At 50.9% G+C, this 14,823-nt stretch carries 11 protein-coding genes and 1 pseudogene; 9 read left to right on the forward strand and 3 right to left on the reverse strand.

Annotation, left to right across the window (positions count from 1 at the left end):
• Positions 1 to 361: 361 nt before the first annotated feature.
• From GSO_RS07335 to GSO_RS07345, 3 genes are all read right to left on the reverse strand, one after another.
• Positions 362 to 628 carry a hypothetical protein gene (locus tag GSO_RS07335; RefSeq protein ID WP_010490646.1) on the reverse strand — a complete coding sequence of 89 codons (267 nt, stop codon included), beginning with the start codon at positions 626 to 628 and terminating at the stop codon, positions 362 to 364.
• Positions 629 to 678: 50 nt separating this feature from the next.
• Positions 679 to 5,244, reverse strand: coding sequence for a S8 family serine peptidase (locus GSO_RS07340; RefSeq protein WP_010490648.1), 4,566 nt, complete (start codon positions 5,242 to 5,244; stop codon positions 679 to 681).
• A 429-nt stretch (positions 5,245 to 5,673) separates the two neighbouring features.
• Positions 5,674 to 6,495: a Cof-type HAD-IIB family hydrolase gene (locus GSO_RS07345; protein WP_010490649.1), complete on the reverse strand. Its 822-nt coding sequence runs from the start codon at positions 6,493 to 6,495 to the stop codon at positions 5,674 to 5,676.
• 614 nt (positions 6,496 to 7,109) lie between these two features.
• Here GSO_RS07345 and GSO_RS07350 point away from each other — a divergent pair.
• The 9 genes and pseudogenes from GSO_RS07350 to dagF all read left to right on the forward strand — a co-directional run bounded on the left by GSO_RS07350 (position 7,110) and on the right by dagF (position 14,709).
• The gene (locus tag GSO_RS07350; protein ID WP_010490652.1) at positions 7,110 to 8,948 is read left to right on the forward strand and encodes a BglG family transcription antiterminator; all 1,839 of its coding nucleotides are present in this window, start codon (positions 7,110 to 7,112) and stop codon (positions 8,946 to 8,948) included.
• 7 nt (positions 8,949 to 8,955) lie between these two features.
• Positions 8,956 to 9,312: a transcriptional regulator gene (locus GSO_RS07355; protein WP_010490654.1), complete on the forward strand. Its 357-nt coding sequence runs from the start codon at positions 8,956 to 8,958 to the stop codon at positions 9,310 to 9,312.
• Positions 9,313 to 9,346: 34 nt separating this feature from the next.
• Entirely contained in the window at positions 9,347 to 9,706 is a 360-nt protein-coding gene (locus GSO_RS07360) for an SFCGS family glycine-rich protein (protein ID WP_005687737.1), read from the forward strand.
• Between the two features lie 12 nt (positions 9,707 to 9,718).
• The gene (locus tag GSO_RS07365) at positions 9,719 to 10,087 is read left to right on the forward strand and encodes a DUF4312 family protein (RefSeq protein ID WP_010490668.1); all 369 of its coding nucleotides are present in this window, start codon (positions 9,719 to 9,721) and stop codon (positions 10,085 to 10,087) included.
• 1 nt (position 10,088) lies between these two features.
• On the forward strand, positions 10,089 to 10,868 hold the full coding sequence (locus GSO_RS07370; protein ID WP_010490671.1) for a DUF4311 domain-containing protein: 780 nt from the start codon (positions 10,089 to 10,091) through the stop codon (positions 10,866 to 10,868).
• Between the two features lie 12 nt (positions 10,869 to 10,880).
• Complete coding sequence (locus GSO_RS07375; protein WP_010490672.1) at positions 10,881 to 11,570, forward strand: DUF4310 family protein; 690 nt, start codon at positions 10,881 to 10,883, stop codon at positions 11,568 to 11,570.
• Positions 11,571 to 11,712: 142 nt separating this feature from the next.
• Positions 11,713 to 12,834, forward strand: coding sequence for an amidohydrolase/deacetylase family metallohydrolase (locus tag GSO_RS07380; RefSeq protein WP_010490675.1), 1,122 nt, complete (start codon positions 11,713 to 11,715; stop codon positions 12,832 to 12,834).
• Positions 12,831 to 13,930: pseudogene (locus tag GSO_RS15720) on the forward strand (DgaE family pyridoxal phosphate-dependent ammonia lyase). Before GSO_RS07380 ends, GSO_RS15720 begins: the two are co-directional and overlap by 4 nt.
• Positions 13,931 to 13,944: 14 nt before the next feature.
• Complete coding sequence (dagF, locus tag GSO_RS07390) at positions 13,945 to 14,709, forward strand: 2-dehydro-3-deoxy-phosphogluconate aldolase (RefSeq protein ID WP_010490677.1); 765 nt, start codon at positions 13,945 to 13,947, stop codon at positions 14,707 to 14,709.
• Positions 14,710 to 14,823: the final 114 nt, after the last annotated feature.

A 14,823-nucleotide genomic window follows, 5' to 3' on the forward strand; every position in this document is an offset into this window, starting at 1 on the left:
ATACATTTAAACTTCGCTTGAAAAAAGCTTGTGCAAAGAGTATCTGCTCTGATATCGTAAGATTGATCAAAAAAATCGCCATGATGGCATAATAGCCGCATCCCCTGCCAGGGAAGCGGCTATTTTTTTGCACGATCATCGAGATCCAACTAACCCGGCATGTGGGTTGACGACAACTGCTCGATTACCGCTGATCAGTTAAACGGCACAGTGGGGCGGAGCGACAAATAAAAACGTTGAACTGAAGCATAAAAAAACAGGTGTCGTACCAGCTGTGAAATGCCGGTACAATACCTGTTTCTTTTTATACATAGTCGTTATACCAGGGAACGTTGAAATGAGAATCTGCCATCACCCAAGCTTATGAGCGGTGCTTCTCATGCACAACCACAAGTTGGTACCCATGCTTCCTGAGAACATCCGCATAGTTATCAGGCAATTGCTGATCAAACCGAAAGCGGATAAGCGGCTTGAATTCACCTTTGTCTGTGCGGGTACCGAAGATGTGGTCGGCGCCTGGTTCGCTAGGCAAGCGTTCAAGAACGGTTTCATGCAGTTCGCCGCGTTGACGCGCCTGAATCAAGGCGGTTAAGAGCCGATCGAGATTCGTAATGGTCACTGGCTGCATCGGGCTCATCTCCTTCGATAGGCAGCATACTCTGTGCTTCTAGCATTAGTCTAGACGCGTTTTTTCCGGGATGCAAAGCCCATGAAACTAAAGATGCTGACGATAGCGAGGCCGAGTACAGCTAGCGGGCTCTGAGCTTCACCGGCTTGTGGCATGGTTTTGCCGGTTGCAGCTTGTTGGGTGGCATTGGCTGTCGTGCCATTCTTGGCAGCAGGCGTCTTGGTTTGGTTCTTAAGCTTGTTGTCGAGCGTCACCAGTTTTGGACTCTGCTGGCCGTTATTACCGTTACCGCCATTGGAGCCGGTGCCGGTTGTTGGCGTGGTCGGCGTGCCATTGCCAGTGGTTGGGTTTTGGCCGTGGCCGTTACCACCTTGAGGACCACCGTTGTTGCCTTGATTGCCACCATTACCGCCTTGGTTACCGGCGTTGCCACCGGTACCTTGCTGGTTCGAGTTGCCGTTACCCGAGGTGTTGCCATTATCACCAGGCGTTGGCGTCGGCGTTTTAACCTTAACGACATGGAAGACCTTGGTAACTTTATTGCCGACCATATCGACGGCTGTCACTGTGAAGTAGTTATCGCCGTCTTTGAGGGTGTAAGTCTGGTTGAAATCAGCGGCACCGTATGGGTTAGAGGTTGTCGATTGCGGATCAAGATGGTTGTTGAAGCCAGCCAGATTCTTTTGGTGGACAACGTTATCGCCGTTGGTGTAGAGCCGGTAGCCGTTGATGTTGTCGTTGACCGTGCCGGAGACCGTGAACGTGTCACTGGTTGTCGTGATATCGTAGTTGCCTTGGTCATCGACTTTCAATGTGTCGGCTTGCGGCAGATCGAGTGTCGGGAAGATGGTGTCGAGGTAGATTTGCAGCTCGCCATAAGCGGTTTTCGTTGATTTCGAGCCATCGGTGGCTGGGTCGGTCAGCCGATAGCCAACCGATTGCTGTTCGGCGGCTTTGAATGGCACGGTGAAGCTGAACTTGCCATCTGCGCCGATTGTGACGGCTTTTGCCGGTTCGGTGGCATCCGTGACGGTCAACGTTTTACCAGCCGGGTTGTCGACGTGGCCGGTGATGGTTAGCTGGCCGGTTTGCGCGTTGTAGATATCGGCGACTTGGTCAGCGCCAACCAAGGTGAAGGAATTGTCGTTGAATTTGTCGAACTTTAGACCTGCAGTTGGCTGGGCATGCGTCGTGATTTGGGAAAAGGCGCGGCCACCTAGCACTGGCACACCACTGGTCTTGGTCGCGTTGGCCGCAGCCTTGGCATTGTCTTGCAACGGAACGACAACGTGCACGTTCTTCTGGCTGAAGTGACCGTAGCCGGCAGTGCCGTTAGCATCCAAAAAGACAATCATTTCATCACCGTCTGAACGGCCAGGTTCTTCATAAGTTCCGAAGTCTGCGGTCGGTGAAAGGACGGTGCCGATAAAGTCTCCATATAGCGCGGATTCGGTCAAGTTGAAGGTGACAGTCCCGGTTTTGGTGTCGACCGTGCCTGGGAAGATTTTGCCGGTTTGTGCATCAGTGGCATAGACGATCCAGTCCACGCCAGCCGGTACCTGAGCGTAAGCGGTAAAGCTGGTTTGGTCGGAAACCGCTTGAACGAAGCCTTCAGAACGCCAGAAGTTGTGAGGGCCATCGCCGACCTTCCAGGTGAATTGCGGCGCAACATCAGAGGTTGGCGTGGTTGTATCGGTTTGATGCGTGCCGGCGGTTGCTTGCAGGCTGGCGCTGGTTTTATTACCGGCGACATCAGTTAACGTCAGGGTCAGGCTGCCGTCACTATTTTCTAGTGTGGCTTTTTGAGCTGCGGTTAATTCAAAGCTTAACGTGCCGTCGTTATTTTGGCCGTTGTTGTTTAAATTGACGCCGTATGCTTTGTTGCCGATTTTCAGTGCCAAATCGCTGAACTTGGTGAAGCCGGCGCCTTGATCATCGTAATGAACGGTGACGCGGCCGTCTTGATAGCTTAGGCCGGTTAGCGTTGGCGCAACAGTATCAACGGTGACTGGCCAATCGTAGTCTTGATTCTGCTGGGTTCCCGTGTTGTATTGCTCGGTCACCAGCCGGTACGTGTATTTGCCGTCCGGTGCGGTGACGTATTTGCCGGTTGCCTGATCGTAAATCTTGCCGTCCCAAGTGAAGGCGTTTGGATCGAGGCGCATGTCGGTGCTTAAACCCAGATCGGAATTGAAACTGTTGCCATTTTGCAAGTAGGACTTGGAGGTGTTGTTTTCCTTGTCCAGGATCCGAACAACATGGCCTTGAGCGTCGAGGATCTGGATGGTGACCGACTTCAGGTTTTGCTTAGAGAAGACGTATGGGAAGACTGTGTCGCTGGCGCCGTCGCCATTTGGTGAAAATGAGACCTTCTTGTTGTCGACGTAAGTGGGTACCAGCGTCCATGTATACTTGCCAGTCGTGTCAGTGTTAACTAAATTGCTCAGCGAGGCGGCGTCGGTGACACCAAGCGGATTGTTGTTAGTATCCACCAGATAGCCGCCATTGAAAATAGATTCGCCGCTGTTGGCCGGTGCGTCGATGACTTGTTCACTGGTGAGATCACCATAGTAGCCGAGATAAGGGAGGCTGATCGTTTGCGCGGCATCGGTTGCTTTAAAAGTGAGATAGCCTTCAACTAGTTGGTTGGCGGCAACGGAATCATCGAGTGAGAGTTTGAAGGTGACTTGCTTGGTCTCACCAGCAGCAAGTGTGATGTTGGCCGTATCGGTGTTGACGGTTGCCCCGACAAGCGTTTCATCATGGACGGTGTTGCCGTTACTTGCATCGCGAACCTGGGTGAGTGGGCCGCCATTGGTATCAACCGTGTAGTTTTGTGCGGTTTTGCCGTGGTTCGTCAGGGTCACGGTGAATGTCGTGGTTTTGCTGATTTTACCGAGTGAAACGGAACCAGCGTCGTTGTTGCCTTCAGCGCTGACCGTCAAATCGCCGGCTTTGGCGACATCGATTTGGCCAGCTCCTTGACGCCGCGGGGAAATGTAGGTGTCTGGATAATTGATATCTTTCATCGGTTCAGCCGCGTTCATGAGCGCTAACTTAACGGCTTTGACGAGATCAGCCCCGGTTAAGTCAGGCTGGGTTGCTTTGATTTTCTGCATAACGAGCAAAGCCGCACCAGCGTTGAACGGGCCGGCCATGGACGTGCCGGACTCGACGGCATATGTTTGCGTGTTAGTGGCGGGGTCAATCGCGGTGGACGTGACGTTATCGCCAGGCGCAGAAATGTCTGGTTTTAAGGTGTAATCAGCCATCGGACCCCAAGAAGAAAAGCCGTCCATCTGGGAATCCGCGCCAGTTGCGCTGGTTTCTGCGGCAACTGTCATGGCTGATGCAGCGGCACCGGGATCGCCAATCGTCGAATCGTTTTTAGGCGCATAGGCGGTGGAGATATCATTTGGCGTTTTAGAACCGATGATACTGCCGGCGATGGCGTTGTTACCCGCTGAAATCGAGACGAAAACGCCATGCTCCGTGGCATACTGAACTGCCGCTTGCTCTTCATCGGTTAAATCCTGCTCGGTAACACCGATGCCCAATGACATTTGAATGGCATTGGCGCCGAGTGCGACGGCATCGCGAATTGCCCGGGAGATATCGTTCGCATTTTCATCCGGGAAGTCATCGATGACCTGCATGGCGAGAATCTGGGCTTCACGCGCGACGCCTTTGACATAGGTAGACGCCTTTTCCTTGCCGGTTGCACCGTCTGCGGTGGTGCCGTTGGCGGCAATGATCCCGGCAACGTGCTCGCCGTGGGTGGAGCCTGACTCGGTGATACCGGTATTAACGCTGTCGTTGTTAACATAATCGTAGGCAAATGGGATCTTGCTGTTGACGTAGGTGCCATAGCCTAGTTTGGCGATGGCAGCTTCGGCTTTTTCTTTGGTCAGCGTAGCGGTGCTGTCATCACTGAGACGCAAATCGGCATGCGGTTGCACCCCGGAGTCAATGACGGCCACGACCATGCCTTGGCCTTGGTAGCCTTCATCCCATAGCCCTTTGACGTTGCCTTTGGTCAAGGTATCTTGGTTAGCTGGCCTGGGATCGGCGGTCGCGGCGGAGCTGGCTTGCGTTTGATTAGTTGTAGTAGCCGTGCTGGCTGCGGTCGCCGCAGTGCTTGCCTGGCTAGTGGCTGTTGCTGCCGTACTTGTTGTTGCTTGGCTGGTCGTGCTGCTTGTGTTCATTTGCGTGGTTGCGGCAGACGCTGGTGCGGTTGTTTTCGCTGTCGCAGATGAGGCTTGCTGGGTCGCAGCTTGCGGCTGACTAGCACTGCTCTGTGTATTTTGGGCAGGTGCTGCCTGTGTCTGAGTCGCGCTACTTTTGACCGCAGCAGTCTGAGTCGCGTTGCTAGTAGCATCATTGGCTGTCGCCTGACTGGTCGTCGTTTGTGCGGCAGGTTGAGCCTGCGTACTGGTTGACTGGGCCGTTTGACTCGTCTTTTCTGTCGTCGTATCGGCGGCAACGGACTGGGTGGCGGTGCCGCCCAAGACAATCAAACTCGTACCAAACGTAATGATCGCAGCAGTCATCCATTTGGAGCCCGCCTTATACATCTTATAATGTCGCTTCATTTCGGTCGTCGAATTTTTATTCATGAACGCCCGTCCCCCTTAGATTTTGTATTAAGAAAAATGAGACTTAAAAGAAATTTCCAAAATACCCAATTTTTTCACATTTTAAAAACAATTTATTCTCATTTATTCTTAATAGCAAAAGCTTATTACCTGAGATGGCTTCTGTCAAGACACTAGCCAGGTTTTTGGCAATGAAGCCATAGATTTACTTGACGTTTTTATTTTATGGAAGATTATTCTGCTTATATTGACAGCAAGCAGTAGGAGAACATCTGAGGTTTTGTTAAATGCTTAAAAGGCCTGATATTCTTGCGTGGTTTGAACGCAAGAATATCGGGCCTTTTAGAGTTGAAACATTCAGAAAAAATATTTTTAAGCGTTCCTAAATCATGAAGAAGAAACAAGATACGTGAAACGACTAAATGCTTGAGCTGTTAACCCAATCAATTCTTATAACCGAATGGCGGTTGGACTGATCTGGAAGTAATCGACTAGGTAACTTGCGACCCCATCGTCATCGTTGGACGGCACGGTAATGTCCGCAATCTTCTTGATGGATGGGATGGCATTGCCCATGGCGACACCGATGCCGGCGTATTCGATCATGTCCTTGTCGTTTTCCTCATCGCCAAAGGCAGCAAGTTGCTCACGCGGAATGCGGTAGAAGTTGAGCGCTGCTTTTAAGCCATTCATCTTGTTGACGTTTTCCGGCATGATTTCCAACAATGTCCGGCGTGAACGGGCGACGTTGAGATTCTTCAGTGATTTTGCAGCAGTCGCGGCGGCATCGACCATGTCAGGCTCACCCGCGATCACAACCTTGAAAATCGGCAACTTAGCCGGAACCTTATCAAAGGCCGTGTCTGTAAAAGGCATCAGCTTAGGAATTAGCGTTTGGTAACTTGATTTACCAAACTCGGTCAGCGAATAAACTTTATCTTCGCCAACAATGTCCAGCTTGAAGCCATTTTCTTTAACCAGATCATAAACCGGTTCGACTTGCTCCTTGGTCAAAGCCGTTTCCTTAATCACGGTATGCTCGCGAACCAGTCGAACCAAGCCGCCATTGAAGCAGACGCAGACATCGTCATTTTTGGTGACATGCAATTCTTCCAAGAAGGGCTCCAACGTGGCAAACGGCCGGCCTGAACAAAGAATAATGCGGATACCTTTGCGATTCAGGTACCGAAGCACATCCCGATTCGTGACGCTGAGTTCCTTCTTACTATTAAGTAACGTGTTATCCATATCAAGTGCGATGGCTTTAAGCATAATTAACTCCCTTTCCAACTTTACGTGGTTAATGCTAATTATATCAGAGTTTCAAGTTCTAAAAACGTTTTCAGAACTGACTAGGCCAAAATAGATTGATGACAAAAAGGGTGCCCATCATGTTCGACCGATTAAAACAAGATGTCTGTGACAGTGACAAAACTGAATCTTGGCATCTTACGTGAGCATGGCTTATTAGAAAAATGCTTCAGTTAAACGGGCAAACGACAAGAGCTGGTAGTGTCTATCAAGTACACAGAGACAAGTGGATGAAGAATTGGCGATGTTATTTTAAAAGAATGTAAGATTCATTTTGCACGAATTGAACTTCCCGATTGTGAAACACAGATATGGGTGAATCTTAAAGGCTTGAAAATAAGAATCATTCACAAGGACTGTCATGACCCGGAGTGATTCCGGAATATAAGCAATTTAATGATTAATCGGTGAAACGGTGTCAAACAACGAGTCCTGATATTGGAACAGACCAATGACTTTCTTGTTGACCCGATCACATATTCTTGCACGATTAATCGTGCAAACAGTTCCTGTTGTTTCGTTTGAGAAAGCGCTTTACAGTAATGATAGACATTAACAGCAAAGGGGGTGAACAGATGCCATTAAGTAACCGGCAGCGACAACTTGTTTTGCAGTTGTTGAATGCCGAAGGGGCGGTGACCGCTAAGCAATTAGCTGAATCGGCAGGGGTCAGCGTCCGAACCGTGAAGTATGATTTGGCCGATATTCGTGATTGGCTGGCGGCGAAGGGCTCGGCGTTAAAGAGTGCGCCACGCAAAGGGATTTGGATTGAAGCCGGCGATGCTGCCAGAGCGGCTTTGCGTGAGAAAATCGATGAACAAATTGCCGATCATTATCTGGCACCAAACGAACGCATCATCCGCATGGTTTTGATTCTTGCGCAAACCGGTGATTATACGACCCAGCAACAGTTTCAAGCGCGGGTGAATGTCAGCCAGACAACGGTCAACAATGATCTTAAGAAGCTGGCGGTTTATCTGGAGCAGTTCAACGTGAAGCTGACCAGCAAAAACTACTATGGCTACAAGCTCAATGGCACCGAATTGGACATTCGCCGCTTGTTGGAACAGTTGATCACCCAGCAGCTGAATCGGAAGACGCTCATGGCGGAACTGGTTGATAGCCTGAGCACGCAAACTGAACCGAAACGGGCGGTGATTTTAACCGGTGAGGCAACATTTGGTCACGCATTTAACACGATTTTGAAAGAAGCCATTCGTCTGCGGAAAGCGGAAGCACACATGCCCGATCCGAGTGAGCTGATCGCGACGATCATTCGGTTGACGATCGGCGTGATTCGCCAGGGCTTTAATCAACTGGTGAATAGTTATCACCGCGTTGCCCAGTCCCAAGCTGAGCAAGACTTCACTGGCAAGTTGATTATGAACACACTAGCCTTTTATAATCTGCCGGCACTGACAGATGATATTGCGTATTACCTTGGCCAGCGCGATCACGATCAGCCGGCTGCCCAGGATCACAACCTGGTGGCGATGACGCACCGTATCATTTTGGCGGTTGGCGCGTTGGTCGATCATGATTTCAGTCATGATAGTCAGTTGCAGGAGAATTTGTACCTGCACCTGAGCCAGTCTTTAGGCAAGCACAGTCAGCTTCTGGAATACAGTCCGTTCACGCAAGACATTAAGCAAGAATATCCGGACTTGTTTGCGGCCATTGAAAAAACCGTCAATAAGGAATTGGCCAATGATAAAGCGGTGTTGAGCGAGGCGTTTGTTTCCTTTATCGCCCTGCATTTCATGGTCTCGCTGAATCGCGACAGTCAAATGCGGACGGTTCGGGTTGCTTATGTCTGTGCGACGGGTATCGGGATTACCAATTTGATTCAGCAGCGGATCGCTTCGGCCATTCCGAATATTGAACTGGTCGGCTTTGCTTCCATTGACGATGCGCGGGCCTTGATTGCACGCGAACAACCGGAACTGGTCATCAGCGTTTTCCCACTCAAAAATGTGGATGTTCAGGTGATCGAAGTGCAGCCATTGCCTAATGCCACCGACATTGCCGCGATTCGCCAAGCAGTCGCCAAAAAATTACAGGTACCGCTGGCGCAAATCAAATCGCAGCATCCTGTCGTACCGATCAAACCAAAGCCAAATTTGGAACAGCAGACGCAGCAGACGATTTTTACCATGTTCAGCATCTATTCAGAACTCAAGCTGCAGTTGCCGACCAAAATTGATCCGTATTACGGGGATGCGTTCATGATGCACGTTTTTCTGGCGGTACAACGCATCATGTTTAACAAACAGTATCAGGGAAAGCCGAATCATGATGATCCGAAGTTGGTCGGGACCGTCGAGCACGTCTTTTCGGATCATGGGCTGGACATTAATCGGGCTGAGGTGCATGCGATTCTGGAATATTTGAGCCTAAGTCACGCAACATCATAGAAGGGGGATGACACCACTGGAAGCCAACGATGAATTACCGGAAGAAGTTCAAACGATGATCCAACAAAGCAGTGATGCTCAGGCGGCGGAAGCGCTGGTTCGTTATGTCATTGGACTAGCGGCAGCCACGGAGATTCGATTTACCGATGTTCAGCTACAGGTTCTCACGAATCACTTAATTGAAATGCTGAACCGTTCTCAGTCTGGTGAACAACTCCCAGCGGTCGGTCCGCAAATGTTTGCCGATGTTTCCCAAAAGTCGCTTGACTTGGCGGATCAGGTTGTTCGGCACATCGGGCATTTGGCCGTCGCCGAGAAGTATATTTTATCGATTCATTTTGAAGCAGCACAGAACAAAATTTGAAGACAGCAAGTTAGCTTATTAGGAGGAATTTACAATGGTTAAAGTCGTTATTGCAGATCGAATGGGTAAGGGTCAAAACGTTGCTAAAGGTGTTGAAGCCGCTGGCGGTACCGCTGTTGTTGTACCGGGCATGGGCGCCGATATGCGTTTGGGTCAGGTCATGGACAAAGAAAAAGCGGATATGGGCATTAGTTTCTGCGGTTCTGGCGGTGCCGGTGCCATCACCGCGCATACGCAATATGGCTGGCCGGAACGTCACGGCATGCGCTCGATTCAAGAAGGCGTGACCGCGATTGAAGAAGGCACCAAGGTTCTTGGCTTCGGGTTTATGGATCAGGAAGCATTGGGGAAGGCCTTGGTCGAGGCATGGAACAAGAAATATCCGGAAGCTTAAGGAGTGAGTAAGATGACGGTCGTGAATGAAACCAAACGTCAGGTGGTCACCGTTTCCGGCAGAGGCGAAACCAAACAACAGGCGTTTGCCGCCGCTTTTAGCAGCATCCAAAAGCAACTGGTTGGCAACGGCGATGAAGCCATTTTACGGATTATTCCGGAAAAAGTTGAGCCGCTTAAGTTAGTTAAATCCAGTTATACCGAGAAGTTCCTGTTCTTCTTTTTCAAGCGGACGCGAACGACTTATGCGGTCACGCTGGCCGTGACGGTTGCCGTGAGTGCAATTGATCTTGATGCTTTGACGTTTGAAGATGTCACGACGCCGTCACCGGATGCACTTTCGTTGCCAAACTTGAAAAATATGTTGAAGGGTGTGAAATGAATTGCCAATATTAACAATCTTATTCCAGTCGATCATTATTGGTGGACTGGTAGGTTTTGCGGCAGGCGTTGGGGCAGCGCGGATGTTTACGGCGCCGAAAACCCAAGCCTTGGGCGCATTCCGTACCTTGGGGGAAATGAATGCGGCAGAAGGCGATCCGGCTTCGCATTTTAGCTTCGGCCTTGGGTTCTTCTTCAATGCTTGGGCATCAACGGTTGGTGCCGGCGCGTTTACCCAGGATATCACCCACCGTGTGATTCCGAACTGGGCAGCAGCAGGCTTGTTGATGAAGAATCGCAATGTCGAACAGACCATGCATAACCCGAAGAAAATGGGGATTGCCGGTGCGATTGTCGGCGCAGTGGTCGTGGTGTTCCTGAATGTCACTTCCAGCTCGATTCCGGAATCGTTGCAGGTAACGGCGGTTAAGGTGCTGGTACCGGCTGCCAATCAGCTGATTAATCTGATCATGCCGATTCTTTTCTGGCTGGCTGCAATTGATGCCGGACGCCGCTCCGGATTATTCGGCACGGTCTTTGGCGGACTGTTTGCAATGATCATGGGCAATGCGGTGCCAGGCGTGGTGCTGGGCATTTTAATCGGAAAAGGGGTCGACGAACTTGGCTGGACGCGGATTACGAAGTCCATTTTGGCCGCAGCGATTCTGCTGTTTGTCCTGTCTGGCTTCTTCCGTGGTTTTGATCTTAACTTGTTGAAGTCCTTTAACCTGAATGCACCAGGCTGGTTGTCGAATGTCCATCAAATGATAGGCGGAAAGTAGAGGTGTTGACGTATGGCGGATAAACAAACCACCGCAACTGCGGATGAAGAATTGAAAGCAGTTGCCAACGAACATGACTTTTGGCACGCAGACTGGGGCTTCGTTGTGATTGTCGCATTGATGTCGGCAGGGGTCTTTGCCGGGACGTCCATGTATTTCAATTACGGTGTCGGTGCCTTCAATGAAGTCGCGATCGTGGCGATGTTGAAGGCAGGGATGACAGGCGGTTCTTACGGTGCCGCCGCGGCGTTTGGCGCCAGCTTCCTGTTCGCTCGGATCTTGGAAGGCTCGCTGGTCGGGATTCTGGATCTCGGCGGCTCGATTCTGACCGGTGTCGGCATCGGAATTCCGGCCATCCTACTTTCCGTTGGGGCCAAACCGTTGGTCGCCAACTTTGGACTGGCGCTTCTAACCGGCGCTGTGTTGGGCATTATCATTGGGGGTATCATTTTCCTGGTGCGGAAATTTACCATTAATCAAAGTAATGCCACATTTGGCGCGGATGTCATGATGGGTGCCGGAAACCAAACCGGCCGTTTCCTCGGCCCGCTGATCATTCTGAGTGCCGTCACCGCCAGCATTCCGATCGGGATCGGCAGCACAATCGGAGCAGCACTTTTCTACGCATGGAAAAAGCCAATTCCGGGCGGTGCGATTATTGGCGCTATGATTATGGGGTTCTTCTTCCCGGTGAAACTTTAAAAGAGTGTGAACCGGCGCGCTTAGGAATCGGAGTGTAAGCGGCCTTGGGCGTGATGGCCCGGGTTTAGGCCATTGCGACCGAGGTCCTTACACGCAGATTTCTGCGCCGGCGATCACGTTTTAGAAAGGCAGGTCTTAACTTGTGTTTGATGTTTTGATCAAGAACGGCAAAACAGAACGCGAACAGCCGATTGAAGTCGGCATTAACGGCAATTGCATCGCGGCGATCGCGCCGAAGCTCGAAGGGGCCAGCGGTCAAAAAGAAATCGACTTGCATGGTCATTCGTATGTCAGTGCAGGCTGGATTGACGATCATGTGCGTTGTTATGAAAAACTGACCTTATATTATGACGATCCCGATGCCGATGGTTATAAATCCGGCGTGACAACGGTTATCGACGCCGGGTCAACTGGTGCGGACAATATTCGTGATTTTTACAACATCACCCGCGACAAAAAGACCAACGTTTACGCTTTGATTAATATCGGGCGCACCGGCATTTTGGCGCAAGACGAATTAGGCGATATGGAGAAGGTCAACAAAGAAGCCTTGTTTGACGTAGTGGTTGATTTGCCTGATTTTATCGTCGGGACCAAGGCGCGGGAAAGCCATTCGGTGGTGATTGACAATGACATCAAACCGTTACTGGCGGCGCGGTCCTACGCGGCAGTGCTCGGTCATCTGCCGATTATGGTTCATGTCGGTGGGAATCCGCCAGAACTTCAGGACATTTTGCAGGCGATGGGCGCTGGTGACGTCTTAACCCACGCATACAATGGCAAACCGAACGGGATGATTGACGAAAACGGTGAGATCAAGGACTTTGTCTACGATGCTTATGATCGCGGCATGGTCTTCGATGTCGGCCACGGAACCGATTCGTTTAATTTTAAAACCATGAAAATTGCCCGCGACCATGGGCTGGATCCAAAGTCGCTGAGCACCGATATTTATCACCGTAATCGGGAAAATGGGCCGGTTTATGACATGGTAACCACCATGGAAAAAATGCTTCAAGTTGGCTACACCTTGCCGGAAGTGATTCGGATGGTCACGTTTGCGCCGGCTGATACTTTCCACCTGCTGAACAAAGGACGCCTGCGACCGGGCAAAGACGCTGACATTACCATTTACAATGTCGCAACGGGTGATAAAGTATTAACGGATTCTAATGGCAATACGGAAACCGGCCATCAATTGATCACCCCGATCTGCACCATTGTTGGCGGGACGGTATACGACTTGGAGGCACAGCGAGCATGACAGACTATTACAGCACTTATGATTTAAAACACGTGATTAACGCCAGTGGCAAAATGACCATTCTGGGCGTTTCCAAAGTTCCGGAGGCCGCGATTCAGGCGCAGCAATTTGGCGACACCCACTTTTTTGAAATGAAGGATCTGACCGACAAGACCGGTGATTTTATCGCTAAAAAGTTGGGGACAGAAGGCGCACTGGTGGTGAACTCGGCGTCTGCGGGGATTGCGGAAGCGGTGGCCGGGATCATCGGCCAAGGTAGCAAATACCACGCTTACCATCCGTTTCCACCGCGCTACACCAAGCGCGAGATCATTCTGCCAAAGGGTCACAATGTCGACTACGGCACGCCGGAAGAAGTCATGATCGAACTCGGCGGTGGTCAGGTGGTTGAAGCCGGCTATGCCAACATGTGCACGCCGGAACACGTTGAGATGATGATCAATGAGAACACCGCAGCTATTTTCTACGTGAAGAGTCATCATGCCGTGCAGAAGAGCATGTTGACGATTCAAGAGGCGCTGGAAGTGGCGCACAAGCATGAGCTGCCATTAATTCTCGACGCCGCGGCGGAAGAAGATCTGAAGAAGTACGTCGACATGGGCGTTGATGTGGTGCTGTTCTCCGGTGCCAAAGCGATTGAAGGCCCCGCTTCCGGTCTCGTCTTCGGCAAGGAACGTACATCAGCTGGACCAAGTTGCAGGGTCTGGGCATCGGTCGCGCGATGAAAATCGGCAAGGAAAATATTCTCGGCTTCACCACCGCGCTCGTTCAGTATCTTGACAACGGCCCGGAATCCGGCGAAGCGATGAAAGCTCGGCTGCACCCGTTCGTGGCGGCGCTCAATGATGTGCCACATCTGAACGTTAAGGAAGTGCAAGACGGAGCCGGGCGGCCAATTTTCCGCGCCGCCGTGACTGTCGAAGCTTCCAGTCCCAAAGACGCCAAGCAAGTGACCGCCGAACTCAAAGCCGGCAACCCGGCAATTTACACCCGCGAATATCGCGCCAATGAGGGCATCATCGAGTTCGACATTCGTGCCGTCGATCAAGCCGAGATGGACCTGATTGTTAGTCGCCTCAAAGAAATTCTTGCCTAGAAAGGATCGCTCCCATGAATTTAATCCCAAACTATTACAAAAATCGTGTTGCCTTGAACGTTTTGGCTGGCTCCGTTGAAAACGCCAAAGAGATCTACGAAGCCGCAGCAGGCCACGTGGTCGTGGACGTTTTAACCAAAAACTACGACACCGACGAAGCCGCAATTGACGACATGAAAAAATACCAGGAAGTCACTAACAACGGCCTGTCAGTCGGCTTCTGTGCCGGCGACCCGAACCAAAGTGCGATGGTCAGCCGTGTTTCCAAAGTCTTGCAGCCACAGCACGTCAATCAAGTCTTCACCGGCGTCGGCACCAGCCGGGCACTTTTGGGACAAGCCGACACTGTGATTAACGGGTTGGTTTCGCCAACCGGCAAAGTCGGCGTGGTCAACATCGCCACTGGTCCAAAAAGTAGCCAAAAAGCAGCCGCGGAAGTGCCAGTCGAAACCGCTATCGCCTTGTTACAGGACATGGGCGGCACCAGCTTCAAGTTCTTCCCCATGGGCGGTTTGAAACACGAAGCCGAATTCCGTGCCGTTGCCCAAGCCTGCGCGGCAGAAGGGTTTAACCTCGAACCAACTGGCGGCATTGATTTGAACAATTTTGAAGCTATTCTTCAAATTGCGCTGGATGCTGGTGTTAAGCAGATCATTCCGCATGTTTACAGTTCGATTATCGACAAGGCCACTGGTTTGACGCGTCCGGAAGATGTGGCGGAGTTATGGCGGGTTACCAAGCGGTTGGTGGATGCGAGTGAGTTGGTAGCAGCAGAGTAAGAAGTTTTTTGCAACGAAGGGTATTTGGAAGGTACAAAAGTTAAGAGCCTACAGATCAGCAAGCATTTCTCATTTGCTGATCTGTAGGCTCTTTATAATTGGTATATTTATTTC

This window comes from Lacticaseibacillus zeae DSM 20178 = KCTC 3804, assembly GCF_000260435.1.
GTDB classification, from domain to species: domain Bacteria; phylum Bacillota; class Bacilli; order Lactobacillales; family Lactobacillaceae; genus Lacticaseibacillus; species Lacticaseibacillus zeae.